The organism is Frondihabitans sp. VKM Ac-2883, assembly GCF_015350875.1.
Classification (GTDB): domain Bacteria; phylum Actinomycetota; class Actinomycetes; order Actinomycetales; family Microbacteriaceae; genus Frondihabitans.
In genome coordinates this window covers 55906-79237 of sequence record NZ_JADKSF010000003.1, presented here as the reverse complement: position 1 = coordinate 79237, position 23332 = coordinate 55906, and the positions used below count along the sequence as shown (strand labels likewise).

Annotated in this window: 22 protein-coding genes, 1 tRNA gene and 1 riboswitch; of the genes, 10 read left to right on the top strand and 13 right to left on the bottom strand. The window is 69.2% G+C overall.

Going from position 1 to position 23332, the window contains the following annotated elements; translation table 11 throughout:
- Positions 1-42: 42 nt before the first annotated feature.
- Positions 43-939 carry an RDD family protein gene (locus ITJ49_RS06665; RefSeq protein ID WP_194603102.1) on the bottom strand — a complete coding sequence of 299 codons (897 nt, stop codon included), beginning with the start codon at positions 937-939 and terminating at the stop codon, positions 43-45.
- Between the two features lie 18 nt (positions 940-957).
- Here ITJ49_RS06665 and ITJ49_RS06660 point away from each other — a divergent pair, with 18 nt between their 5' ends.
- Positions 958-1953 carry a stage II sporulation protein M gene (locus ITJ49_RS06660; protein WP_194603099.1) on the top strand — a complete coding sequence of 332 codons (996 nt, stop codon included), beginning with the start codon at positions 958-960 and terminating at the stop codon, positions 1951-1953.
- Between the two features lie 80 nt (positions 1954-2033).
- Here the strand turns inward: ITJ49_RS06660 and ITJ49_RS06655 are convergent, their stop codons facing one another.
- The 5 genes from ITJ49_RS06655 to ITJ49_RS06635 are packed head-to-tail and all read right to left on the bottom strand — an operon-like array spanning position 2034 to position 7467.
- The gene (locus ITJ49_RS06655; RefSeq protein WP_194603096.1) at positions 2034-3326 is read right to left on the bottom strand and encodes a DUF58 domain-containing protein; all 1293 of its coding nucleotides are present in this window, start codon (positions 3324-3326) and stop codon (positions 2034-2036) included.
- Positions 3327-3328: 2 nt separating this feature from the next.
- Complete coding sequence (locus ITJ49_RS06650) at positions 3329-4357, bottom strand: MoxR family ATPase (protein ID WP_194603093.1); 1029 nt, start codon at positions 4355-4357, stop codon at positions 3329-3331.
- Positions 4358-4388: 31 nt separating this feature from the next.
- Positions 4389-5591 (bottom strand): DUF4350 domain-containing protein, encoded by a 1203-nt coding sequence (locus tag ITJ49_RS06645; RefSeq protein ID WP_194603090.1) that lies wholly within the window; start codon positions 5589-5591, stop codon positions 4389-4391.
- Complete coding sequence (locus ITJ49_RS06640) at positions 5588-6226, bottom strand: DUF4129 domain-containing protein (protein WP_194603087.1); 639 nt, start codon at positions 6224-6226, stop codon at positions 5588-5590. Before ITJ49_RS06640 ends, ITJ49_RS06645 begins: the two co-directional genes overlap by 4 nt.
- Positions 6223-7467, bottom strand: coding sequence for a hypothetical protein (locus tag ITJ49_RS06635; RefSeq protein ID WP_194603084.1), 1245 nt, complete (start codon positions 7465-7467; stop codon positions 6223-6225). The genes ITJ49_RS06640 and ITJ49_RS06635 overlap by 4 nt, the downstream gene beginning before the upstream one ends.
- 167 nt (positions 7468-7634) lie before the next feature.
- Between ITJ49_RS06635 and mtrA the strand changes: the two genes are divergently transcribed.
- The 3 genes from mtrA to ITJ49_RS06620 are packed head-to-tail and all read left to right on the top strand — an operon-like array spanning position 7635 to position 11660.
- Positions 7635-8315 (top strand): MtrAB system response regulator MtrA, encoded by a 681-nt coding sequence (gene mtrA, locus ITJ49_RS06630; protein WP_055962072.1) that lies wholly within the window; start codon positions 7635-7637, stop codon positions 8313-8315.
- 25 nt (positions 8316-8340) lie between these two features.
- Positions 8341-9945: an MtrAB system histidine kinase MtrB gene (gene mtrB, locus ITJ49_RS06625; RefSeq protein WP_370544401.1), complete on the top strand. Its 1605-nt coding sequence runs from the start codon at positions 8341-8343 to the stop codon at positions 9943-9945.
- Positions 9942-11660 (top strand): LpqB family beta-propeller domain-containing protein, encoded by a 1719-nt coding sequence (locus tag ITJ49_RS06620; protein ID WP_194603079.1) that lies wholly within the window; start codon positions 9942-9944, stop codon positions 11658-11660. Before mtrB ends, ITJ49_RS06620 begins: the two co-directional genes overlap by 4 nt.
- Before the next feature lie 176 nt (positions 11661-11836).
- On the opposite strand, the gene ITJ49_RS06615 is transcribed toward ITJ49_RS06620, so the two are convergent.
- Positions 11837-12274 carry a DUF2017 family protein gene (locus tag ITJ49_RS06615; RefSeq protein ID WP_370544400.1) on the bottom strand — a complete coding sequence of 146 codons (438 nt, stop codon included), beginning with the start codon at positions 12272-12274 and terminating at the stop codon, positions 11837-11839.
- A gap of 32 nt (positions 12275-12306) precedes the next feature.
- A complete protein-coding gene (clpS, locus tag ITJ49_RS06610; RefSeq protein ID WP_055965199.1) occupies positions 12307-12585 on the bottom strand; it encodes an ATP-dependent Clp protease adapter ClpS in 279 nt (92 codons plus the stop codon).
- A gap of 57 nt (positions 12586-12642) precedes the next feature.
- Positions 12643-12726, top strand: a riboswitch (ZMP/ZTP riboswitch).
- A 68-nt stretch (positions 12727-12794) separates the two neighbouring features.
- Between clpS and glyA the strand changes: the two genes are divergently transcribed.
- Together glyA and ITJ49_RS06600 are read left to right on the top strand one after the other, a co-directional pair.
- The gene (gene glyA, locus ITJ49_RS06605) at positions 12795-14090 is read left to right on the top strand and encodes a serine hydroxymethyltransferase (protein WP_194603077.1); all 1296 of its coding nucleotides are present in this window, start codon (positions 12795-12797) and stop codon (positions 14088-14090) included.
- Positions 14087-15001, top strand: coding sequence for a bifunctional methylenetetrahydrofolate dehydrogenase/methenyltetrahydrofolate cyclohydrolase (locus ITJ49_RS06600; protein WP_194603075.1), 915 nt, complete (start codon positions 14087-14089; stop codon positions 14999-15001). Before glyA ends, ITJ49_RS06600 begins: the two co-directional genes overlap by 4 nt.
- A gap of 245 nt (positions 15002-15246) precedes the next feature.
- Here ITJ49_RS06600 and galK read toward each other — a convergent pair whose 3' ends face one another.
- Complete coding sequence (gene galK, locus ITJ49_RS06595; protein ID WP_194603073.1) at positions 15247-16434, bottom strand: galactokinase; 1188 nt, start codon at positions 16432-16434, stop codon at positions 15247-15249.
- Complete coding sequence (galT, locus tag ITJ49_RS06590; protein ID WP_123945134.1) at positions 16431-17537, bottom strand: galactose-1-phosphate uridylyltransferase; 1107 nt, start codon at positions 17535-17537, stop codon at positions 16431-16433. Before galT ends, galK begins: the two co-directional genes overlap by 4 nt.
- 86 nt (positions 17538-17623) lie before the next feature.
- Between galT and ITJ49_RS06585 the strand changes: the two genes are divergently transcribed.
- Both ITJ49_RS06585 and ITJ49_RS06580 read left to right on the top strand, forming a co-directional pair.
- Positions 17624-18469, top strand: coding sequence for a DeoR/GlpR family DNA-binding transcription regulator (locus ITJ49_RS06585; protein ID WP_370544399.1), 846 nt, complete (start codon positions 17624-17626; stop codon positions 18467-18469).
- A complete protein-coding gene (locus tag ITJ49_RS06580; protein WP_194603071.1) occupies positions 18466-19413 on the top strand; it encodes an aldose 1-epimerase family protein in 948 nt (315 codons plus the stop codon). Before ITJ49_RS06585 ends, ITJ49_RS06580 begins: the two co-directional genes overlap by 4 nt.
- 251 nt (positions 19414-19664) lie before the next feature.
- Here ITJ49_RS06580 and ITJ49_RS06575 read toward each other — a convergent pair.
- Both ITJ49_RS06575 and ITJ49_RS06570 read right to left on the bottom strand, forming a co-directional pair.
- Positions 19665-19737: transfer RNA gene (locus ITJ49_RS06575), tRNA-Lys, on the bottom strand.
- Positions 19738-19819: 82 nt separating this feature from the next.
- Complete coding sequence (locus ITJ49_RS06570) at positions 19820-20452, bottom strand: DNA-directed RNA polymerase subunit beta (RefSeq protein WP_194603069.1); 633 nt, start codon at positions 20450-20452, stop codon at positions 19820-19822.
- A gap of 575 nt (positions 20453-21027) precedes the next feature.
- Here ITJ49_RS06570 and ITJ49_RS06565 point away from each other — a divergent pair.
- Together ITJ49_RS06565 and ITJ49_RS06560 are read left to right on the top strand one after the other, a co-directional pair.
- Positions 21028-21627 (top strand): sigma-70 family RNA polymerase sigma factor, encoded by a 600-nt coding sequence (locus ITJ49_RS06565; RefSeq protein ID WP_194603067.1) that lies wholly within the window; start codon positions 21028-21030, stop codon positions 21625-21627.
- A complete protein-coding gene (locus ITJ49_RS06560) occupies positions 21624-22457 on the top strand; it encodes an anti-sigma factor domain-containing protein (protein WP_194603064.1) in 834 nt (277 codons plus the stop codon). Before ITJ49_RS06565 ends, ITJ49_RS06560 begins: the two co-directional genes overlap by 4 nt.
- A gap of 80 nt (positions 22458-22537) precedes the next feature.
- Here ITJ49_RS06560 and pstB read toward each other — a convergent pair whose 3' ends face one another.
- On the bottom strand, positions 22538-23317 hold the full coding sequence (pstB, locus tag ITJ49_RS06555; protein WP_055965229.1) for a phosphate ABC transporter ATP-binding protein PstB: 780 nt from the start codon (positions 23315-23317) through the stop codon (positions 22538-22540).
- Positions 23318-23332 lie beyond the last annotated feature (15 nt).

Below are 23332 nucleotides of genomic sequence, written 5' to 3'. Positions count from 1 at the left end.
TCGCGTGACGGTACGGCAGAGACCACAGCCGAGCCCGGGGGCTCAGCGCCGCGGAAAGCCGCTGGGCAACCCCTCGAGCGCCGGCGCCAGGCGCAGCAGGTTGGCCGCCTCGGCGTCGAGCGCCCGAGCTTCGCGCTCCCGGCGGACCACCGACACCGCGGCCACGAAGGTCTCGGCGTCGACAGCAGGCAGGGGAGAGACGTACCGCGACGCTTCGCCGGCGAGCGAGGTGGCCACCCGGATCCTGGAGTCGGGTGTCAACGACCCGGACTGCTGCACGAACGACGACAACCGCCGCGCCAGCGAGTCGGGCAGCCGGGCCACGTCGGCCGTGCGCGCCCACTCTTCGAGCGCGGGAGGCACCGCGTAGACGATCCGCCCCGCTTTCGGCGGACGCTCGTTCAGCGCGTAGGTGCCGGCCATCAGATCGCCGAGCCGCTGGGACTTCGAGTTGAGCAGGCCGACCACCACGGCGATTCCGCCGACGGTCATGACGATCTCGAGCACTCCGACGAGCGCGCGGATCACAGCGTGCCGAAGGCTGATCGCTCCACCGTCGAGCCGGACGACGCGGGCTCCGACAGCGAGTTTGCCGAGCGACTTGCCTCGGCTGGCCGTCTCGATGGCGACCGGAGCGCCGACGAGCGCGATGACTATTGAGGCGATCGAGAGAGCCTGGGCGGTCGAGCTGTCGACGAGACCGCGCGAGCTCGCGAGCGAGAGCACGACGAGCAGGCCGATCAGCAGCAGCACGTACGCGACGTAGTCGATCACCACGCCGGCCATCCGCAACACGAACGGCGCCGAGCGGATGTCGAGGCCGACCGCCTCGCCGGTGACGAGCTCGTCGTCGTCGGCCGCAAAGGTGTCGAAGGCGACGCCCTCGCCTCCGAAAGCGGCACCGCGACCGGTGCGGGGGAGCGCTCGTCGACCGGCCATGCCTAGTATCTAATCAGAATGGACATCGACGCCTACACCCGCGCCCACCAGGAAGACTGGTCTGAGCTCGACCGGCTCGCCAAGCGTCGGCGCCTCGAGGGCGACGACACCGACCGCCTCATCGAGCTCTACCAGTCGGGTGCCTCGCAGCTGTCGGCTCTGAAATCGAGCGCAGGATCCAGCGCGGTCGGCGAACGCCTCTCCCTTTCGCTCTCGAGAGCGCGGCTCCGCTTCACCGGCACCGGGCGCAACCTCGCGGGTCAGGTGCCGACCTTCTTCGCCGTGCAGCTGCCGGCCGCGCTCTACCGGGTGCGCTGGCTGTCGCTCGTGGTCGCGGCCGTGACTGTCGTCGTCGCGGTGCTCTTCGGCGTCTGGGCCGCCACCAGCCCGGCCGTTCTCGCCAACTTCGGCTCGCCCGAGTTCCGCAAGCAGTTCGCCACTCGCGACTTCGTCGACTACTACTCGAATAACGCTCCGTCGTCGTTCACGGGCCAGGTCTGGACCAACAACGCATTCATCGCCGCGCAGAGCGTCGCGTTCGGCATCACCGGCATCTACGTGCCCTACCTCCTTCTGACGAATGCGCAGAACGTCGGGATGAGCGCCGGGGTCCTCGCCGAGCAGGGGCGCCTTGAATACTTCTTCCTCTACATCGCGCCGCACGGTCAGCTCGAGCTGTACAGCCTCTTCGTCGCGATGGCAGCCGGGTTGATGATCTTCTGGTCGTGGATCGCCCCGGGCGCCCGCACCCGGGGGCAGGCCCTGGCCGAAGACGGCCGTGCGCTGGGCAGCATCGCCATCGGCCTCGTTATCTCGCTGCTGGTGTCGGGCGTGATCGAGGGGTTTGTCACCCGGCAGCCGTGGCCGTGGGCGATCAAGATCGGCATCGGAACGGTCGCTTTGGCAGCGTTCCTGATCTACCAGTGGCTGGTGGGCGGTCGGGCGTTCCGCGCGGGCCAGACCGGTGACCTCGATGAGTTCGAGGCGGGGGCGCGCCAGCTCGTCTCCGGTTAGCCGGGCGTCGCCCACGCCGAGATCGCAGTTGGGGTCGGGTGCGAGCGACCAGAAGTGCGATTTCCGCGAGCCAGCCCGACCTACAGCCTCCCCGCCGCCTTCAACGCGAGGTACCGGTCGGCCAGCGCGGGCGGCAGATCGGCCGGCGATCCAGTCACTACCTCGGCGCCGAGCTGCCGCAGCGCCGCGGAGACGCGGGCGACGTCGAGGAGCGCGCGCTCGGCGGCCGCCGCCCGATAGACCTCGTCGCGGTCGGTGCGAGTCGCCGCGAGCTCGTCGAGCACTGGGTCGACGACACTCGCCACGACCACCAGGTGCCGAGCGGTGAGCTGCGGGATCGCGGCCAGGAGTGCCCGAGCTGCCCCGGGCGAGTCGAGCGTCGTGGCGATCACGACGAGCGATCGCTGCGTGCTGATCGACCGGACGAGACCCGGCACGAGCGCCCAGTCGGTCTCGACGAGCTCCGGATCGATCGGCGCCATGGTCGTCACCATCAACGAGAGGAGGTCGGCGCCCGTCGCCCCCTGCACCCGGCCTCGCACCCGTCGGTCGACGACGGCGAGATCGACACGGTCGCCGGCCCGCGAGGCGAGGGCGCCAAGCAGAAGAGCCGACTCGAACGCGGTGTCGAGGCGGGGCTCGTCGCCGACCCGCGTGGCGGAGGTACGGCCGGCGTCGACGATCAGGACGACGCGGCGGTCGCGCTCGGGCCGCCAGGTGCGCACCATCAGGTCGGTTCGTCGGGCGGTGGCACGCCAGTCGATCGAGCGGATGTCGTCGCCCCGGACGTATTCGCGCAGACTGTCGAACTCGGTGCCCTGACCGCGGATCATCACGCTGGTGCGACCGTCGAGCTCATGGAGCCGAGCGAGGCGCGACGGCAGGTGCTTGCGCGACGAGAAGCGGGGGAGGACCCGGATCGAGCCGGGGAGCGGATGCGTGGCCTGCCGGCCGGCGAGCCGCAGAGGGCCGAGGGTTCGGATCGTCACGGCCGACGCGCGGCGCTCACCCCGGCGGAAGGGGGCGAGGGCGGTGGTCGCCCCGTGGCGCCGACCCGGAGCGACGGCCAGGCGGAAGCGAGCGGGGGAGGCGCCCGCGGAGGGTTCCCAGGCGTCGCGGGCGAGTCCGCGGATCCTTCGCTTGCCCTCGTTGACGATCGACAGCGACGCCGTCGTCGACTCGCCGAGACGGATCGCCGAGGGCAGGGTGCGCGTCAGCCGCACAGCGCGCGGGGATGCCGCGAGCACGACATCGATCACGAGCACCAGCAGGCAGAGCCCGAGCCAGCCGACCAGCGCCCAGGGGCTCGACGTCGCGACGACGGGGACGACGCCGAGGACGACGACGAGCACGAACCATCCGGTGACGACCACGGCTACAGCGGCACGCGAACGGTCTGGAGCACGGAGCGGAGGATCCCGTCGGCGTCGACACCCTCGAGCTCTGCCTCGGGTCGGAGCTGGAGACGGTGACGCAGCACCGGCAGAGCCATCGCCTGCACGTGGTCGGGCGTGATGTGGTCGAGGCCGGTCAGCCAGGCCCAGGCCTTCGACGCCGCGAGCAACGCCGTCGACCCCCGCGGGCTCACGCCGATCTTGACCGACGGGCTCTCGCGGGTGGCGCGGGCCAGATCGACCATGTAGCCGAGGACGTCGGGTCGCACGCCGACCTCGCGAACCGACCGTTGAGCCGCGAGGATCTCGGCCGATCCGAGCACGGGGGCGACTCCCGCAGCGGTGAGATCGCGGGGCGAGAAGCCGGCCGCGTGGCGGGTCAACACCTCGACCTCGTCGTCGCGAGCGGGGAGGTCGAGGGTGAGCTTCATCAAGAACCGGTCGAGCTGTGCCTCGGGCAGCGTGTAGGTGCCCTCGTATTCGACCGGGTTCATCGTCGCGGCGACGAGGAACGGCACCGGCAGCTGCCGCGAGACGCCGTCGACCGAGACCTGGCGCTCTTCCATCGCCTCGAGGAGGGCCGACTGCGTCTTGGGTGGCGTGCGGTTGATCTCGTCGGCCAGGAGGATGTTCGTGAAGACCGGTCCGGAGCGGAACTCGAACTCGCCCGCCTTGGAGTCGTACACGAGCGAGCCGGTGATGTCGCCCGGCATGAGGTCGGGGGTGAACTGCACGCGGGTGGTGTCGAGACTGAGGCTGTGGCTCAGCGCCCGCACGAGGAGGGTCTTCGCGACCCCGGGAACACCCTCCAGAAGTGCGTGCCCGCCGGCGAGGAGCGTGACGATCAGGCCCGAGACGGCACCGTCTTGCCCGACGACGGCCTTGCCGACCTCGTCACGAACGCGCGAGAAGGCCTGCTGCAGGTCGGCGGACGACAGCTCGGCATCGGACGCGGGCGGGTCGGCGGACAACGGCTGGGCGGCGTCGTGGGGCGGGGGAGCGTCGGTCATAGGGAGTCTCTCCAATGGTCGGAATAGGGAGTCATCGAGTGGCCACCGCGCGAGCCGTGGCGGATTCGAGGTCGCGGAGGGCGTCGCTGAGCAAGACGAGGTGCTTGTCGTCGCGGGGAACGGTGTCGACGAGCGTGGCCCGGACTTCGGCGGGGTTCGCGCCCATCAGACCGGCGACGCGGAACACGACGTCGTCCACCGTCGAGGACCGCGACAACCCGGTCAGCCTTTGGAGCCGACCGATGGTGCCGATGCGGATCTGATCGAGCGCGTGCACCCGCGCCGACGATCTCTCGTAGAGCCGAGCACGGCCCTCCGTGGTCTCGGTGGAGCGGACCACGACGGGTAGCCGCTCGACGACCAGCGGCCCGAAGCGGCGGCCACGCCAGACGCCCGCCGCGATGGCGGCAACCGCGAGCAGCGCGATGCCGGGGGTGACCCAGCCGGGTGTGAGCGACGCGAGCGTGCCCGAGCCCTTCGGCAGATCTGCGAGCGAGGGCTGATACCAGACCAGGGTGGAGGAGTCGCCGAGGAGGGTGAGCGCGAGAGCGGCGTTGTCGTCGTCGACGATGCTTTGGTTCGTGAGGGCCGCCGAGGCACCGAGAATGGTGATCGAACCCACCTGCACGAGCCCGAACGCCTTGCCGCCCGAGACCGGCAGGCAGGTGGTGGCGCCCAGGGTCTCGGAGGCGCCGGAGGTGACCGTATAGCCGGTGCCGCTCCCCGTCACCCGGCTGATCTCTGCCAACGCGGGAAGATCGCATCGCGGCGACAGCGTGCCATCGAGTTCGGGGCCTGCGCTGACGCCCGGGGCGATCGCTTCGAGCGCGGCCTGGCCCGGGTCGACCACGACGGTGTGCGCCGACAGCGGAGCCAGTGCCTTCCACGACGCGGCCGGAAGGTACTGCCCCGAGTCGTAGGCGAACACCGTAGTGCCCTGAGGATCCGCGGCGGCGGCCTTTCGAGTCGCCGCCAGCGAGTCGGTGGTCACCACCCGGACGCCCTGCTCGCGCAACACGCTGACCAGAGCTTTGGCGCCATCGGGCTGGGTGCTCGTGGGGCCGAGCGGCTGACCGCCGGATCCTCCGAGACCCAGCACGAACACGCCCGCGATCACGGCGATGACGACGGCCGCGACCACGCCGATCGTCACGCGTGCCCGGCGGGCCGCTCGTCGCGCCTCGTCGGCGGGAGCCCGCGTCGGGCGCCGCGGCCGCAGCAGCGTGTCGCTCACGCGAGCACCTCGGTCGAGGCGGGCCGAGTCGGCGTCGCGGCCTCCAGCTCGGCGTCGAGAGCCCGCAGCGCCTCGAAGTCGGTGGCCGTGCCGGGCCGGTCGAGGTAGCGAACCTCATCGAAGACGCGAGACGAATCGAGGATCCGAGACGCGAACGCGGCAAACGGCACGCCCGCTTGCATCGCAACCGCGTGCGCCGTCGTTCCCGGCGACGTCGTCACCAGGTCGCGCTCATCGAGGGCACGCGCCACGGCGCGGAACTGCTCGATGATGGCCTGGGCGTGATCGCCGGAAGCGGCGGCCCGCGCCGCCGAGGTGCGGAGGTCGTCGGCCGAGCGGGAGTCGTCGACGCCGAACAGGGCGCCGTCGGCGACGCCCCGGCGGTTGAGGCGCGGCAGACCGTAGACGACGAAGACCACGACGAGCACCGCGGCCACGACGACGAGGAGCACGACGAGCACCAGCGCCGGCGCTCCTTCGACCGACCCGAAGCGCAGCGAGGTGACCCAGTCCCAGAACGCGCTGGCGGCCCGGTCGAGCAAGCCGGGCCGCGAGGCGGCATACTCGCTCTTTGCCAGCTCCTCCTGGAGGAGTCGGCGGGCCTCGTCGGGCGACGGGGTCAGTGGAGCGCTCACGGGGCTCCGGGGGAGCGGTACGGGTCGGGCAGCGGCGACGTGCCATGGGCGCGCAGCTCGACGTAGCGGACGAGTTCGAGGTCGAGGGCCTCGCGGCGGATCCGCAGGTCGATATAGAGCAGCGCGATAGTGGACGCCTGAACGACGGCGCCGATCGCCCCGATCACGACGGTGATGAGCTGCCCGACGAGGTTGGCCACGAGGTAGGTGACGATCGCGCTCGTGTCGCCGACCGAACCGTTGGGCTCGACCAGCCCGCCGCCGATCTGCGACAGGAACGAGACGGGGGCGCTCGCGACGCTCGACGCCGCGCTCACGATGACCGCGACGAGCGCGATGATGCCGAAGGTCTTCCAGAAGCTGTGCCGAGTCAATCGCCACGACCTGGCGATGGCACCGCGGAGGGGGAGTCGCTCGAGAAGGAGGACGCTCGGCACGAGACTCGTCTTGGTGCCGATCCAGGCGGCGACGACCGCGATGCCGGCCAGCCCGACGAGGCCGACGAGCACGCCCGACACGATGCCCGCGGGATTGCCGATCAGCACGAGCAGCGTCACGACGCCGCCGACGAGGGCGAGCCCGACCACTGTCGCGGCCATCAGTAGAAAGACCCAGCCGATCAGGGCCCAGATGCGACCCCGAGCCTGGCGCAGGAGACCGCCGAGCCGCATCTTCTCGCCGACCACCTGGTGGCTCGTCTCGAGGACGAAGACGCCTTGAAGGATCGCCTGCGTCGCGATCGTGAGGAAGAGCGGTACGAGCAGCGCGCCGATTGCGCCGGCCACCGTGCCGGGAAGGATGGCGTCGCGGTTCTCTGGCAGGGCACCCGTGACGCGGTCGATCGCGACGTAGGCGACGCCCGCGGTGATCGCCGCCGACACCACGAACGACACGAGCGAGAAGAGAAGCGACGTGCCGAACGTCGTGCGCGGATTGCGTCGGAACACGCGGAAGGCGGCACCGAGCATGTCGCCCAGAGTGAGAGGGCGGAGCGGAATGAGGCCGGGCTTCGGCGGTGGGGCCCACCCCGGTGGAGGGCCGACCTGCGGCGGGCCGAACGACTGCGGCGGCCCGAATTGCGGGGGCGGCCCGAACGACTGGGGTGGCCCGAAATGCTGGGGCGGGCCGAGCGGCGCGGGCGGGCCGACGGGCGGAGGTGCAGGAGCGGCCTGGCCTGGATCCTGAGGCCGTCGCTCGTCGGCATCTCGCCCCGGAGTCGCCCACGCATTGTTCTCGCTCATGTTCCCCCGGATCGGCATCGCTTTCGCATGAATGATTCCACACACCGCCGACAACCAGCCAGAGGTACTCCCAGAGTCGTCCCATGAAGGGGGACGCGCCCGTTCCCGGGGCCGTTCGCTACTGTGGTCGCATCAGCACCGACCGGTGCCGCCGACAAGTGGAGACCATGAACCCGCGCATCCTCGTGGTAGATGACGATCCTGCCCTCGCCGAGATGATCGGCATCGTCCTCCGCGCCGACGGCTTCGAGCCCTCGTTCTGCGCCGACGGTTCGGGCGCTCTGCGCGCTTTCTCGGAGGCCCAGCCCGATCTCGTTCTCCTCGACCTGATGCTGCCGGGAATCGACGGCATCGAGGTGTGCCGGCTGATCCGCGCCGAGAGCGGCGTCCCCATCATCATGCTGACGGCGAAGAGCGACACTTCCGACGTGGTGCGCGGCCTCGAATCCGGTGCCGACGACTACGTCGTGAAGCCGTTCAACCCCAAAGAGCTGGTCGCCCGCATCAAGACCCGGCTCCGCCCCATCGCCGAGACGACCAGCGAGAGCCTCGCCGTCGGCGACCTCACCCTCGACGTCGCCGCCCACGAGGTTCGCCGCGGCTCCGAGGTCATCAATCTCACGCCGCTCGAATTCGAACTCCTGCTCGCACTGGCCTCCAAACCGCAGCAGGTCTTCACCCGCGAGATGCTGCTCGAGCAGGTCTGGGGCTACCACTACAAGGCCGATACCCGGCTCGTGAACGTGCACGTGCAGCGGCTCCGCGCCAAGGTCGAGCACGACCCCGACAATCCCCGCATCGTGAGCACCGTGCGCGGCGTGGGCTATCGCGCCGGCGCGTCCGCCTAACACCATGCGGCTGAGCCTGCCGTCCGTGGGCAGCTGGCGTCGCTGGCCGTCGGGTGTGCTGGGCCTGTGGCGGTCGTCGCTCGAGTTCCGCACCATCGCGATCACGGTCATCCTGTCGGGCATCGCCGTGACAGTGATCGGCGCCTCCATCTCGATCTCGATCGGCAACAACGTTTACGACCAGCGCCGCGCGCAGATCGAATCGGAGTCGCAGCGCGCGACCGTTCTCGCCCAGGGGATCTTCGACTCGGCGACCTCCACCGAAGACAACAACCAGGTCGAGCTCGACTCCCTGCAGAACCAGGCGCAGAGTGCGATCCTGAGCTCCACCTCCAGCCCGGGCGGCACGAGCATCGCGATCCTCCGCACGCCGGGTCAGTCGACCTCGCAGACCATTCAGAACATCGCGAGCCCCGACTTTCCGAACTCCTCCATCTCTCGGGAGATGCGCTCGGCGGTGGCGCGCGACTCCGATCGGCTGCACTTCCAGCCGGTTTCGCTGACCACGAGCGCCGGTCGCGCCCCCGGCATCGCAGTCGGATCGACCCTGCAGGTGCCGACCGCCGGCCAGTACGAGCTCTACCTCGTCTACGACCTCAGCGACGCGCAGAAGACTCTCGACTTCATGAAGCAGACCCTCGCCATCGGCTCCATCGCCCTGGTGCTGCTGATCGCGGTCATCACCTACGTCGTCGTGCGCCTCGTCGTGGCGCCGATTCGGCAGGCGGCGGAGACGAGCCAGCTGATCGCGGCCGGGCACCTCGAAGAGCGCATCCCCGAGGCCGGGCGAGACGTCGTGGCGACCCTTGGCCGGTCGTTCAACGGCATGGCCGACGTCATGCAGCGTCAGATCGAACAGCTGGCCCACCTGTCGCGCATGCAGCAGATGTTCGTCTCCGACGTGTCGCACGAGTTGCGCACGCCGCTCACCACGATTCGGCTGGCCGGAGACGTGCTCTACGGCAATCGCGGCGATTTCGACCCCGTCTCGCACCGGACCGCCGAGCTGCTGCACACACAGATCGATCGATTCGAGATGCTCCTCGCCGACCTGCTCGAGATTTCGCGCTTCGACGCCGGTGCGGTCGAGCTCGAGACGGAGCCGGTGCCCTTCGTGAGCCTCGTCACCGACAGTCTCGCTGAATTCGAGCCACTGGCCGCGGAAGCCGGGAGCACGATCACCCTGAATGCGCAGGGGGGCTTCTTCGAGGCCGAGGCGGATCCGAGACGGCTCCGTCGGATCCTGCGCAACCTGGTCGGCAACGCCATCGAGCACGGCGAGGGGCGGCCGATCACGGTTACGATCGACAGCGACGCCGACGCGGTCGCGATCGCTGTGGACGACCACGGTGTCGGGCTTCGTGCGGAGTATGCCGAGCGCGTATTCGACCGCTTCTGGCGGGCCGACCCGTCACGCCGGCGCACCATCGGCGGAACCGGGCTCGGGCTCTCGATCAGCCGGGAAGACGCGATCCTGCACGGGGGCCAGCTCGAAGTCGCCTCCGAGCTCGGAGTCGGCACTCGCTTCGTGCTCACGCTTCCTCGACGGCGGGGAGTTACCATCACCTCGTCTCCGATCGCACTGGCTGTTCCCCAGCCGGGCGTCGACACCGAGGGAGGACCGGCATGACGCGTGGCAACCGGTCCGACCCCTCCGGCCGCAGGCGGCGCTCCTCGGTCTTTCGATCGGTCGCACTCTCGATGGCGGCTCTCGTCGCGCTCGCCGGGTGCGCCAGCATTCCCTCGACGGGCCGAGTTCAAACCGGCGACCCCATCACGAACAAGATCGAGAGCGACATCGAATACCTCCCGTCGGGGCCGGTAGCCGGAAGCGACCAGGAGCGCATCCTCCGCGGCTTCATCGAGGCGGGCACCGGGTCGCAGGGCGACTACGAGGTGGCACGCGAGTACATGACGGAGGCCGCGGCGAAGAAGTGGAATCCGCAGACCGGGGTGCTCGTCCGCCAGGGCTCGGGCGCGTTCACCAGCGCGGGCCAGGACGCGGGCACCTACACGATCCAGGTCACCGCCCGGGTCGATGCGTCCGGCCACTACAGCGAATCGCAGCCGACCACCGCCCAGCAGCTCGACTTCGCGTTCGAGAAGGTGTCGGGGGAGTGGCGCATCAGCTCGGCACCGGCCGGAATCGTGCTGTCGACGGCGAACTTCGACCTCGTCTTCCGCCCGCACGCGCTCTACTTCTTCGACCCGACGCACACGTATCTCGTTCCCGACGAACGCTGGTTCCTCGCCCGCTCGTCTCCCACCACCCGCATCGCCGAGGCTCTTCTCGCCGGCCCGTCGCCGTGGCTCTCCGGGGCCGTCTCATCGGCTTTCCCCGCGGGCACACGCCTCGACGACTCGGTCGTGCCCGTCTCGTCGGGGACGGCGAAGGTCGACCTCACGAGCGCGGCCTCCGACGCCAGCGCGACCGATCTCGCCCGGATGCGGGCTCAGCTCGTCGCGAGCTTCTCCACGATCTCGACGGTCAGCGCCGTCGACATCAGCGTTCAGGGGTCGCCCGTCTCGATCCCCAACGACACCGGCGCCGAGGCGATCACCGACCCGCCGGTCGACGCCCGCCCCCTCGTCATCGCCGACGGCAAGTTCGGCTTCGCCAGCACGGCAACCGTGTCTCCGATCTCGGGCCTGTCGAAGACGGTCGTCGGCCTCAACCCGACCTCGGTCGAACTGTCGACGAAACAGACGCTGGCCGCGGTGGGCACGGCGTCGGGCGTGTACGTCGCTCGGAACGACGGCTCGTCACGCCGACTCGACGACCGGAGCAGCCTCACCGACCCCTCTCTCGACGACCTCGGTTTCATCTGGAGTGCCCAGGAGCGAGCGCCGCAATCGCTGACCGCCTACGCGGCCGACGGGACCGCCCATCCGATCGAGAGCGCTCTGCCCTCCGACGAGCAGCTCACCGCGTTCAAGATCTCGCGCGACGGAACCCGCATCGCGCTGCTGCTCGACGCCGACGGCACCACGCACCTATATGTGGCCGCCATCGTGCGCGACGACGATCTGGTGCCGGTCAGCCTCGGCGTGCCGATCCAGCTCACGCCACCCGCCGGCACTCCGGTGTCGGTCACCTGGGTCGACGAGCTGACGGTCGGCACCCTGTCGACGAGCGACGACGGCGACTCGCTCGTGTCCGAGCACGATGTCGGCGGCGAGACCACCGACCTCGGCAGCCCGAACGACGTCGCCGTGGGGCTCGTCGGCGGCAACGGCGCCGACCGCATCCGCGTGCTCACCGTAAGCGGCAATCTGCTCGAACCGCGCGGCAGCGGATGGGAAGACACCGGCATCGCCGCCGACCTCCTCGCGACCCAGCGCTGAGGCTGGTCGTGCGGCGCCGACCTCACGGTGCGTCGGTCGGTCGGTGTCGGCGGGTGCTAAGAGGTGTAGGAGGGTGTTGTGGGGCGTCGGCGGGTGCTGCAGCACCCGCCGACTCTCAATAACACCCGCCGACTCGCGGCACCGCCGATCCGCTGCCGCGTCAGGGGCCGCACAAGCTAGCGGTCGACCGCACGCACCAGCGATTCCTGCACGAACCCGAGCCACTCGTAGACGTTCTCGAGCATCGCGCGGTCGTCGGAGGCCCCCGCCGCGAAGCCCTCGTCGGTCAGGCCGAGCCGGCTCGCGAGCGTGAGCCGCAGGTCGGTGAGACTCCGCAGCCACGCCTGTTCGGCCTCGGGCGTCAGCGGCGCCTTGGGGTCGGCCGACGCGAGGCTCTCGCGGACCATCTCGGCATTGCGGATCTTGCCCGCCGTCAGATCGTCGATCGTCAGCCGCCGGAACTCGGCATTCGCCTCGTCGTCGTCGGCGTACCCGGGCGGAAGAAGGCGCGACACCGCAGGATCCGACTCGTCTCGCCCTTCGAGCAGGGCCACGAGTTGCCCGGAGAGTTCGGCGATCAGCGACCTCTCCTCCTCCCCGAGCCCCACGTGCACGCCATCTCGTCTGCGGTGAAACGGCAGGAGGCTCACTCGTCGGCCTTCGACACGGTGGCCCAGAGTCCGTAGCCGTGGAGGGCGTCGACGTGCATCTCCATCTGCTCGCGGGCACCCGTCGCGACGACGGCCCTGCCCTTTGTATGCACCTGCATCATGAGGCGTTCGGCCTCCTTTCGGTCGAAGCCGAAGTAGCTGCGGAAGACGTACGAGACGTACGACATCAGATTGACGGGGTCGTCCCAGACCAGCGTCACCCAGGGAACATCGGGGGCGACGCGCTGCCGAGTGTCGGTCTCGTCGAGGGTCATTCTCACCCCTCCAGGGTGGCACGACTCATTGAGTGCTGTCGGTGGGAGTTGGTATGCTCGACGCGTCGCGACTGGCGTTCGGGTGGTCTACCACCGGGGAGCGACTGACACGGTTGGTGGCCGTACGCCTGGGCTGCCGCTGGCCCCCGACTGAGCCCAAATCGGCCCCGTCGGATCCTGCTTTCTATCCGTGTGCATTGGAGTCTTCTATGACCACCGTTTCCCCCCAGAACACAGTCAATCGCCAGCCCTCCACCTTCAACTCCCCACTCTCCGAGGTCGACCCCGAGATCGCGGCGGTCCTCGAGCAGGAGCTCGGCCGTCAGCGCGACTACCTCGAGATGATCGCCAGCGAGAACTTCGTTCCGCGTGCCGTGCTCGAGTCGCAGGGCTCGGTGCTCACCAACAAGTACGCCGAGGGCTACCCGGGGCGTCGCTACTACGGCGGCTGCGAGTTCGTCGACATCGCGGAGAACCTCGCCATCGAGCGCGCCAAATCGCTGTTCGGCGCCGAGTTCGCCAACGTCCAGCCGCACTCGGGTGCGCAGGCCAACGCGGCCGTGCTCGCCGCGATCGCCACTCCCGGCGACACGATCCTCGGCCTCGAGCTCTCGCACGGTGGCCACCTCACGCACGGCATGAAGCTCAACTTCTCGGGCAAGCTCTACAACGCCGTCGCCTACGAGGTGGACCCGAAGACCTACCTCATCGACATGGAGATCGTTCGCCAGCAGGCGCTCGAGCACAAGCCGAAGGTCATCATCGCCGGCTGGTCGGCGTACCCACGCCAGCTCGACTTCGCCGCGTTCCGCGCCATCGCCGACGAGGTCGGCGCGTACCTCTGGGTCGACATGGCGCACTTCGCCGGCCTCGTCGCCGCCGGTCTGCACCCGTCGCCGCTGCCTCATGCCCACGTCGTCTCGTCGACCGTGCACAAGACGCTCGCCGGTCCCCGCTCGGGTGTGATCCTCTCGAACGAGGAGTCGCTCTTCAAGAAGCTCAACTCGGCTGTCTTCCCCGGCCAGCAGGGCGGGCCGCTGATGCACGTGATCGCCGCCAAGGCCACCGCGTTCAAGCTCGCCGCCGAGCCCGAGTTCAAAGACCGCCAGGAGCGCACCATTCGTGGCGCCAAGCTCCTCGCCGACCGCCTCACGCAGGCCGACGCCAAGGCGGCCGGAGTCGACGTGCTCACCGGCGGAACAGACGTGCACCTCGTGCTGGTCGACCTTCGCGCCAGCGAGGTCGACGGCAAGCAGGCCGAGAACCTCCTTCACGAGGTCGGCATCACCGTCAACCGCAACTCGGTGCCGTGGGATCCCCGTCCGCCCATGACGACGTCCGGCGTGCGCATCGGTACCCCGGCTCTCGCGACGCGTGGCTTCGGCGACGAGGAGTTCGCCGAGGTGGCCGACATCATCGCGCTCACACTGATGCCGAACCCCGATGTCGCGGCCCTCGCAGCCCGCGTGAAGGTTCTCACCGACGCGTTCCCGCTCTACGCATGACGACTGCCCCCCAGGCGGCGGCCGAGAGCGTTCAGCAGGCCGTGAAGATCGACGGCACGGCATTGGCTGCGACCGTGAAAGAAGACCTGCGGGTGCGGGTGGCGGCGCTGAAGGCCACGGGCATCCACCCGGGGCTCGGCACCATTCTCGTCGGCTCCAACCCCGGATCCTTGTCGTACGTCGCGGGCAAGCACCGCGACTGCGCCGAGGTGGGGATCGAGTCGATCCGGCTCGACCTGCCCGAGACGGCCTCCGAGAGCGACATCCGCGACGCGATCCGGTTCATGAACCAGAACCCGCTCGTCACGGCGTTCATCATCCAGCTGCCGTTGCCCGAGGGCATCGACCCGACGGCGATGCTCGAGCTGATGGATCCCCTCAAAGACGCCGACGGCCTGCACCCGGTCAACCTGGGTGAGCTCGTGCTGGCCGTGCCGGGCGGCAAACGGTCCATCGATACGCCGCTCCCGTGCACGCCGCGGGGCATCGTCGCCATGCTGCGCGCCTACGACATCCCGATCGCCGGTCAGCACGTCACCATCATCGGCCAGGGGCTGACCGTCGGTCGTCCGCTCGGCCTGCTCCTGACGCGCCTCGAGGCGACCGCGACGCTGACGCACTCGCGCACAGCCGACGTCGCCGCCGAGGTACGCCGCGCCGACATCGTCGTGGCCGCCGCGGGAGTGGCGGGGCTCGTAAAACCCGACTGGGTGAAGCCGGGTGCCGCCGTGATCGACGTCGGCATCACGCGGGTGCTCGACGACGAGACGGGCAAGTACCGGCTCCGCGGCGACGTCGACCCCGAGGTCGCGGCGGTGGCGGGCTACCTGTCGCCGGTGCCGGGCGGGGTCGGGCCGATGACGCGGGCCATGCTGCTGGCCAATGTGGTCGAGGCGGCCGAGCGAAAGTAGCGGGCGCCCCCGCTGGTCTGCAGTCGTCGAGTGTGCAGAAACGGCCGTGGCGCGGTCGGCCCAGGGCCTTTATCGCGCTCTCAGTGCGACTGGCCGACCCTCCGCCGCGCCGAGAGTACGTAAATGGGCCCCTGACGCGTTGTCAGGGGCCCATTTGGCTACCCTCGGCGCCGGGCGGCCGGGCCGCCGGGCCGCCGGGCCGCCGGGCCGCCGAGCCGCCGGGCGAGCTGAGCATCGAGAGCGGATCACCCCTCGAGGCGGTGCGCCCCGTCGGCCGCATGCACGGCGAAGATCGTCGGCTCGCGGTACCCGGCGGCGGCGAATGCCTCCAGCACGGCCGCGGTCACCGTCTCTCGCGAGTCCGACGGCACCAGCGCGATCGCTGCGCCGCCGAAACCACCGCCCGTCATCCGCGCGCCGACAGCGCCGGTCGACTGCGCGGTCGAGACAGCGAGGTCGAGCTCGGGCACCGAGATCTCGAAGTCGTCGCGCATCGACACGTGCGAGGCGTCGAGCAGCGCACCGATCGCGCCCGGGCCCGATTCGCGCAGGGTGCGGACGGTGTCGAGCACGCGCTGGTTCTCGGTGATCACGTGGCGCACGCGGCGGTACGTCTCGTCGTCGAGGAGCGACTCGGCGCGTTCGAGGTCGGAGACGTCGAGGTCGCGGAGGGAGGTGACACCGAGCGCTGCCGCCCCCTTCTCGCACGAGGCGCGGCGCTCGACGTAGCCGCCGGTCGCGTGCGCGTGCTCGACGCGGGTGTCGATCACGAGCAGCTCGAGCGAGGCCGGAGCGAAGCCGAGGTCGATGACCTCGGCGTCGAGACTGCGACAATCGAGGAAGACTGCCGAGTCGGCGCGACCGAGAAGCGAGGCGGACTGATCCATGATTCCGGTGGGTGCGCCCACGGCGTGGTTCTCGGAGTACTGCCCGACCGAGGCCAGGAACGGTCGCGTCACGTCGAGGTTCCAGAGGTCGGCCATCGCGACGGCGACGGAGCACTCGATCGCGGCCGACGACGAGAGGCCGGCGCCGACGGGCACGTCGGAGTCGACGAAGATGTCGAGACCGAACGCCTCGGAGAGGTCGATGGCGACGTCGTCGGAGGTCGTCACCTCAGGCAGCTTTTTGGCCAGTGCCCAGGCGATACCGAAAACATAGGCCGACCAGCCGTCGAGGGTGGCGGGATCGAGCGCGTCGAGCGAGGCTTCGTGTACGACGCCGGGCTCGAACGACGACGAGGCGCGCAGGAGGCGGTCGTTGCGGCGCCCGACCGTGATGGTCGTCGCCCGGTCGATCGCGAGCGGCAGCACGAAGCCGTCGTTGTAGTCGGTGTGCTCGCCGATCAGGTTGACGCGGCCGGGAGCCTGCCAGCGCCCCACGACCTCGGTGTCGAAGATGCCGTCGAATGTCGGTGAATCGGTGGTGCTCATGCTCGGTCGATGGCCTCTCGGATCAGTTCGGCGCTCTTCTCGGGAACGAGGTCGCCGATCCAGGCTCCCATCGCCGCCTCGGATCCTGCCAGGAATTTGAGTTTGCTCTCAGCCCGCCGCGGCGAGGTGATCTGCAGCATCAGCCGCACGGTGTCGCGCCCGACGTTCACCGGCGCCTGGTGCCAGGCGGCGATGTAGGGCGTCGGGTCGTCGTAGAGAGCGTCGACTCCGCGAAGGATCCGACGGTACATCAGGGCGAGTTCGTCGCGTTCGTCGCTCGTCAAACCCGCGAAGTCGGGCACGTGGCGGTGGGGCAGCAGGTGGATCTCGACGGGCCACCGGGCCGCGAAGGGCACGAACGCGGTGAAGTGCTCACCGGCGAGCACGACCCGGGGGCCGCTCCGCTCGGTGTCGAGGATGTCTTCGAAGAGGTTCGGGCCGTACGACTCGATGCTCTGCAGCAGCCGGGTCGTGCGGGGAGTGACGTAGGGGTAGGCGTAGATCTGGCCGTGCGGGTGATGCAGCGTGACGCCGATCGCCTCGCCGCGGTTCTCGAACGGGAAGACCTGCTGAATGCCGGGCAGGGCGCTCAGTGCCTCGGTGCGGTCGGCCCAGGCTTCGACGACGGTGCGGGCACGCGACTCGCTGAGGCTCGCGAACGAGCCGTAGGTCTCGGGGCTGAAGCAGACGACCTCGCAGCGGCCGATCGAGGTGCGGGTGCGCCCGATGCCGATCTCGGAGAGGTCGTCGAGGCTCAGCGGTGCGTTGTCGGCGTCGTCGGGGAGGAGCGGCCCGAAGGAGGGCGACCGGTTCTCGAAGACCGCGACGTCGTAGATGTCGGGGATCTCGGAGGGGTTCGTCTCGGTCGCGGGTGCGAGCGGGTCGAGCTCGGCCGGGGGCAGGAACGCGCGGTTCTGGCGCGAGGCCGCGATCGACACCCACTCGCCGGTCAGCACGTCTTGCCGCATGGTCGCCGTCTCGGGGCGCGGGTCGAGGGGGCGCCGGTCGGGCTTCCGCTCGGCCGGCAGGGTGGTGTCGGCGTCGTCGAAGTAGATGAGCTCGCGACCGTCGGCCAGGACGGTCGGGCGTTTGACGATGGGCATGCCCCTCCTTGGGATTGCTCTGTGCCCCCGAGATTGCTCGATGCTTTCTCTTGCGAAGGCAAACGAAAGTATACGAAGCTTGAGGGGTGGATTCCACCCCTCGCCCATCGCAATCGTCCGGCATTTTCTCGCCGCGCCGCCGGGAGGGCATCGTGTCGGTCGTCGAGGCGCACGGTTTCGCCCGCACGACCGATCTGGCTCGCGAGTTCGGCACCTCCGAGGTGACGATCCGCAGCGACTTCGATGCTCTTGCTCTGGCTGGTCGTCTGGTCCGTGTGCACGGTGGGGCGATGAGCGTCGAGCAGTCACCCGTCGAGCGGCCGTTCGAAGAGGTCGCGGCCGTCGGTGCGGCAGCCAAGCGGGCCATCGGCGTGCAGGCGGCCTCGCTCGTGGGCAGTGGCCAGTGCATCGTGCTCGATGTCGGCACCACGACCACGCAGATCGCCGAGGCGCTGCTCGAGCGCACCGACCTGGCCGGGGTCACCATCGTCACCAACGGCCTCACGATCGCCCTCGCTCTCGAGCGGGCTGTTCCGCGGTTCACCGTGATCGTGACCGGCGGCACGCTCCGGCCCCTGCAGCACTCGCTCGTCAATCCTCTGGCGACCACCGTGTTCGAGAGCCTCACGGCCGACCTGGCCTTCATCGGCTGCACGGGCGTCGACGTGCGGCACGGCGTCACCAACGTCAATCTGCCCGAGACCGACCTCAAGCGGCTGATGGCCCGAACAGCCCGGCGGTCGTTCATCGTCGCCGACGGGGGCAAGATAGGTGAGGCGCATCTCGGCGTGATCGGGCCTCTCGAGTCGTTCGAGGGCTTGATAACGGCGGGTGCCGCGGCTGACGACGTCCGGGGGCTCCGCGAGGCGGGGCTCACGGTGCTTGAGGCCGACGAGACCGACCGCACTTCCTCTGAGAGAGACTCCCTGTGACCGATACCTTCTCGCCCACCGGCGATCAATATGCCCTCCGTCTCGAGGGCGACGGCCACGTCGTCACAGCGATCGTCACCGAGCTCGCCGCGGGACTCCGGGGCCTCGAGGTCGACGGCAACGCGGTCGCCGAGACATTCGCCGAGCACGAGAGCCCTCCTTCGGCGTGCGGTATCACGCTCGTCCCCTGGCCGAACCGGGTCGATGGCGGCATCTGGCACCTCGACGGCGCCGAGCAGAAACTCGACATCACCGAGGTCGCCAAGGGCAACGCGAGCCACGGCCTCCTGCGTTACACCGCATATCGCCCCGTGTCGGTCGAACCGCACGCGGTGACCCAGGCTGCTTCGGTGTTCCCCCAGCACGGCTACCCGTTCCGTCTCGACACCACTGTTCGGCACGAGCTCGTGGTCGACGGGCTGATCGTCACGCACACGGTCACGAACCGGGGCCCCGGTCGTGCACCGTTCGCCGTCGGATCCCACCCGTTCTTCCGCGTCGGCTCACACGACCCCGCCACGCTCCGGGTGACCCTCGACGCCGCGACGCGGTTCGAGACGAACGTGCGCAGCATTCCCGTCGGCACGTCGCCCGTCGCGGGCACCCCGTTCGACCTCGCCGGTTCGCCCTTGGTCGGCGACCTCGACATCGACACCTGCTATCGCGACATCGCGCAGGATCCCTCGGGTCACCGGGTCACGACCCTCACCGCGCCCGACGGCTCTACGACTGCGATGTGGCAAGACGAGTCGTTCCCCTACGTGCAGGTCTTCACCCCACGGAACTTCCCGCGCGACGGCGTCAAGGGCCTCGCGATTGCCGCCGAGCCGATGACGGCGCCCGCCAATGCCCTGGCCTCCGGCGAGAGCCTGATCTGGCTCGACGAGGGCGAAACCTGGACCGGCTCGTGGGGTGTGCGCTACTCGGCTGCGGTGGCTGCCTGAGCTGTGGTCGGCGCTGCTTCAGCGAGACTCCACGAAGTGCCCATCTGTGGTGCCCACATCGGCACTTTGTGGAGTCTCGCCGACGCTGCGCTGCAAAGGTGGGCCCCGTGGGGCTCGATCCCTCGGCGCACGGCCGCCACGCCGCTGGCGCGTCGCGTCGGAACCGGCTTCGGGGGCCACCACGAGTGCGCTCTCGCCGACACCGGGCCCACAACGACAAATGGCGCCCCGGGGGGCGCCATTCATCATTGTGGGCCCCGTGGGGCTCGAACCCACGACCAACGGATTAAAAGTCCGATGCTCTACCGACTGAGCTAGAGGCCCGTGCAGCTACCGATTGTAGCAACAGCGCGAGGTCGTTCCGGCCCACGCCCACCGGAAGCCGGAGCCGAAGCCGCAGCGCAACTCAGTCAAGGCTGCCGTCGCGCCACCGCCCGGCGCACGCCGCCAGGTCGGTCGCGAGCTCGGTCAGCCGCAGGCCCCGCCGCGTGAATTCACTGGATCGTTCCGGCTCGAGCACGTCGAGGTCGTCGGCCACGGCGGTGGCACCGGCCGACGCCAGCCGGGCGAACGCGGCACCGCGGTCGAGAGCGAGGGCGAAGTCGCCGTCGAAGACACCCCGAAGGATCCGATCGGCCAGCTCGAGGATCTCCTCCGGCGTCGCGGGAGTGGGGGCGCCCGCGACCACGGGGTCGATCGTCGACGAGATCGCGGCGCCCCGCTCGAACAGGTACGTGATGTCGTCGGGGCTCTGCCGAATGACAGCCCGGAGCAGATAGATGCGCCAGAGCGCACCGGGCAGGCTGTGCGCGGTCGCACCCGCCCACAGCTCGGCGAGGGCATCGATGCCGTTGGAGTCGGTGAACGCGACGAGTCGGTCGAGGATCTCGGGGCTCGGGTCGTTTCGGACACGGGCGAGCAGCGCGCCCGCTGACTCGTGGGCGACGCGATGCATGACTGCGGGATCGTCGCCGCCCTGGAAGGCCTCGAACTCGTGGCCGGCGAACTGGGCGGGGCGGTGATAGTGACGCTCTGACATTGGGCCCAGAGTACGCCCCGCCACCGACATGCAGGGTGACCGTCCCCGAGACCGCCGCAGTCAGAACGACACTGCTTTGCGGCGACGACACCGGCCAAAAACAGTGCCTGCATCGAAAGGCGGTGTCAGAGTCACCGCAGCCGTTCGCTCTCTGCGGACGCCGAGCAAGACCGACCATGCCGCCTGTACAGTGGACGACGCCGGGCCGCAGTAAACCCCGGGCTCCAAATTTAGCCGCTCCGAGCGGCCTCGCGCCGAGAGGCGTTTCTGCGGCCCGGCGCTTCTTTGTTAAGGGCGCCTGCGACGCCGTGTCGAGCGGCGTCGGGCCGGATCCTGAGCTCGTCGATCTGCTGCCTGAAGAATCCTCCAATCCACTCGGACGACCGCGCCGAACATAGTGCAGAGAGAAAACCCGCCGATCACCCTCGATCGCCGGGTCGGTCACGACTGACCGGCCCACCGCGGCGGCTCTCTCGCACTGCCGGGCTTTTGCCATCCCAGACGGTCCGTGCGAGAGGGCCACCCCGGTAACAGCGCCGATTTCCCTACCAGTGCGGACGGAGGTGCGACCTGACATGCTGGAGCTTGTGAGCCGCGATATGGAAACACCCGGGCGCGACATCGGCGCCGAACCCACCCCCGACGAACTCCTCGGGCGTGTTGCCGACGGCGATCGCGCGGCTTTTGCCGAGCTCTACGACCAGACCGGAGCCCGTGTGCTCGGCCTGATCAAAAGGCTCTTGAAAGACCACTCGCAGTCGGAGGAGGTCACGCAAGAGGTCTTCCTCGAGATCTGGCAGACGGCGACCCGCTTCGATCCGGCCAAGGGCAGCGCCTCCAGCTGGATGCTCACCATGGCTCACCGCCGTGCGGTCGACCGGGTGCGGGCCAGCCAGTCGAGTCGTGACCGCGACACCAAGATCGGCATCCGCGACTACGAGACGTCGTACGACTCGGTCACCGAGCAGGTTGAGATCCGCATCGAGCACGAGCGGGTCGAGCGAGCGCTCGGTCGCCTTACCGAACTGCAGAGACAGGCCGTGCAGCTCGCCTACTACGGCGGCTACACGCACAACGAGGTCTCTCAAATGCTTCACGTGCCCATCGGCACAGTCAAAACCCGCTTACGAGACGGCATGATCCGCCTTCGCGACGAATTAGGAGTGGCGTCATGAGCGACAACCGCAACGGCTCCGGCCCCTCGACCCCCGACATCGACGCTCTCTCCGGTGCCTACGCACTGAACGCGATCACCGACGAAGAGCGCAACACCTTTGAAGCTCGCCTCAGCGAGTCACCCGAACTCAGACAGGAGGTAGCCGAGTTGAACGACACCGCTCTGCTGCTCGGTCGTGCGGCGACGCCCGTCACCCCCTCTGCCGGTTTGCGTGCCAGCATCCTCGACCTCATCGAGTCGACGCCCCAGCTTCCGCGCCTCGAGACCCCCGCAGCGCAGGATCCGGCTCCCGCCACGACCTCGACCGAGGCCGAGAGTGGTGGCAAGCTGCTCGAGCCCATCCCGCTCGCCCGGCAGCGCTGGTTCATGCGACCCGGCGTCTTGCTCATCGGGGCTGCCGCCGCGGTGGGTCTCGTCTTCGGCGGGGTCGGCGTAGCGAACCAGTTCGCCCCGAACCCTTCGATGTCGCAGCCAAGTGCGCAAAGTCCCGACCTCCAGCAGATCCTCACGGCCAACGACGTGCAGCACGCCGCGACCGACATCTCGTCGGGCGGCAAGGCGACGCTGTACTGGTCGAACGGCCTCCAGCGCTCGGCCGTCATGCTCACCGGCCTGACCTCCCTGCCGAGCGACAAGACCTACCAGCTCTGGTACATCAAGGGCTCCGACATCAAGTCGGCCGGCACCGTCTCGGTCACCTCGAACTCGGTCACCCAGGTGCTGCAGGGCGACATGCAGGCGGGCGACACCGTCGGCATCACGGTGGAGCCGGCGGGCGGCTCGAAGCAGCCGACCACGACGCCGGTCGCCGCGCTGCAGAGCGCCTAGCGCCCCGCGAATCACAAACGGCTCAGGCCCCGGTCTTTCGACCGGGGCCTGAGCCATTTCTGCGGGTTAGCGCTGGGGGATCAACCGAAGCGGCCCGAGACGTAGTCTTCGGTCGCCTGCACCGACGGGTTCGAGAACATCGTCGCGGTGTCGTTGAACTCGATGAGCTTGCCGGGCTTGCCGGTGCCCGCGATGTTGAAGAACGCCGTCTTGTCGCTGACACGCGACGCCTGCTGCATGTTGTGGGTCACGATCACGATCGTGTACTCCTGCTTGAGCTCCTCGATGAGGTCTTCAATCGCGAGCGTCGAGATGGGGTCGAGGGCCGAGCAGGGCTCGTCCATGAGGATCACGTCGGGAGACACCGCGACGGCGCGCGCGATGCAGAGACGTTGCTGCTGTCCGCCGGACAACCCGGATCCTGGCTTGTCGAGTCGGTCTTTGACCTCGTTCCAGAGGTTCGCGCCCTGGAGCGACTTCTCGACGAGCTCGTCGGAGTCGGTCTTCGACATGCGGCGGTTGTTGAGCTTCACGCCGGCGAGCACGTTGTCGCGAATCGACATCGTGGGGAACGGGTTGGGGCGCTGGAACACCATGCCGACCTGGCGGCGCACGAGCACCGGGTCGACGCCGGGGCCGTAGAGGTCATTGCCGTCGATGAGCACCTCGCCCTCCACGTAGGCACCGGGGATGACCTCGTGCATGCGGTTGAGCGTGCGGAGGAACGTCGACTTGCCGCAACCTGAGGGGCCGATGAACGCGGTCACGGTGCGCGGTTCGATCGTGATGTTGACGTCTTCGACAGCGCGGAACTTGCTGTAGTAGACGTTGAGGTCTTTGACTTCGATGCGCTTGGACACTGAGGTTCCTTTTCG

Coding starts and splice junctions, on each gene's coding strand:
- ITJ49_RS06665 (WP_194603102.1), bottom strand. CDS start 939: ATGGCCGGTCGACGAGCGCTCCCCCGCACCGGTCGCGGTGCCGCTTTC.
- ITJ49_RS06660 (WP_194603099.1), top strand. CDS start 958: ATGGACATCGACGCCTACACCCGCGCCCACCAGGAAGACTGGTCTGAG.
- ITJ49_RS06650 (WP_194603093.1), bottom strand. CDS start 4,357: ATGACCGACGCTCCCCCGCCCCACGACGCCGCCCAGCCGTTGTCCGCC.
- ITJ49_RS06635 (WP_194603084.1), bottom strand. CDS start 7,467: ATGAGCGAGAACAATGCGTGGGCGACTCCGGGGCGAGATGCCGACGAG.
- mtrA (WP_055962072.1), top strand. CDS start 7,635: ATGAACCCGCGCATCCTCGTGGTAGATGACGATCCTGCCCTCGCCGAG.
- ITJ49_RS06620 (WP_194603079.1), top strand. CDS start 9,942: ATGACGCGTGGCAACCGGTCCGACCCCTCCGGCCGCAGGCGGCGCTCC.
- clpS (WP_055965199.1), bottom strand. CDS start 12,585: ATGACCCTCGACGAGACCGACACTCGGCAGCGCGTCGCCCCCGATGTT.
- glyA (WP_194603077.1), top strand. CDS start 12,795: ATGACCACCGTTTCCCCCCAGAACACAGTCAATCGCCAGCCCTCCACC.
- ITJ49_RS06600 (WP_194603075.1), top strand. CDS start 14,087: ATGACGACTGCCCCCCAGGCGGCGGCCGAGAGCGTTCAGCAGGCCGTG.
- galK (WP_194603073.1), bottom strand. CDS start 16,434: ATGAGCACCACCGATTCACCGACATTCGACGGCATCTTCGACACCGAG.
- galT (WP_123945134.1), bottom strand. CDS start 17,537: ATGCCCATCGTCAAACGCCCGACCGTCCTGGCCGACGGTCGCGAGCTC.
- ITJ49_RS06570 (WP_194603069.1), bottom strand. CDS start 20,452: ATGTCAGAGCGTCACTATCACCGCCCCGCCCAGTTCGCCGGCCACGAG.
- ITJ49_RS06565 (WP_194603067.1), top strand. CDS start 21,028: ATGCTGGAGCTTGTGAGCCGCGATATGGAAACACCCGGGCGCGACATC.
- ITJ49_RS06560 (WP_194603064.1), top strand. CDS start 21,624: ATGAGCGACAACCGCAACGGCTCCGGCCCCTCGACCCCCGACATCGAC.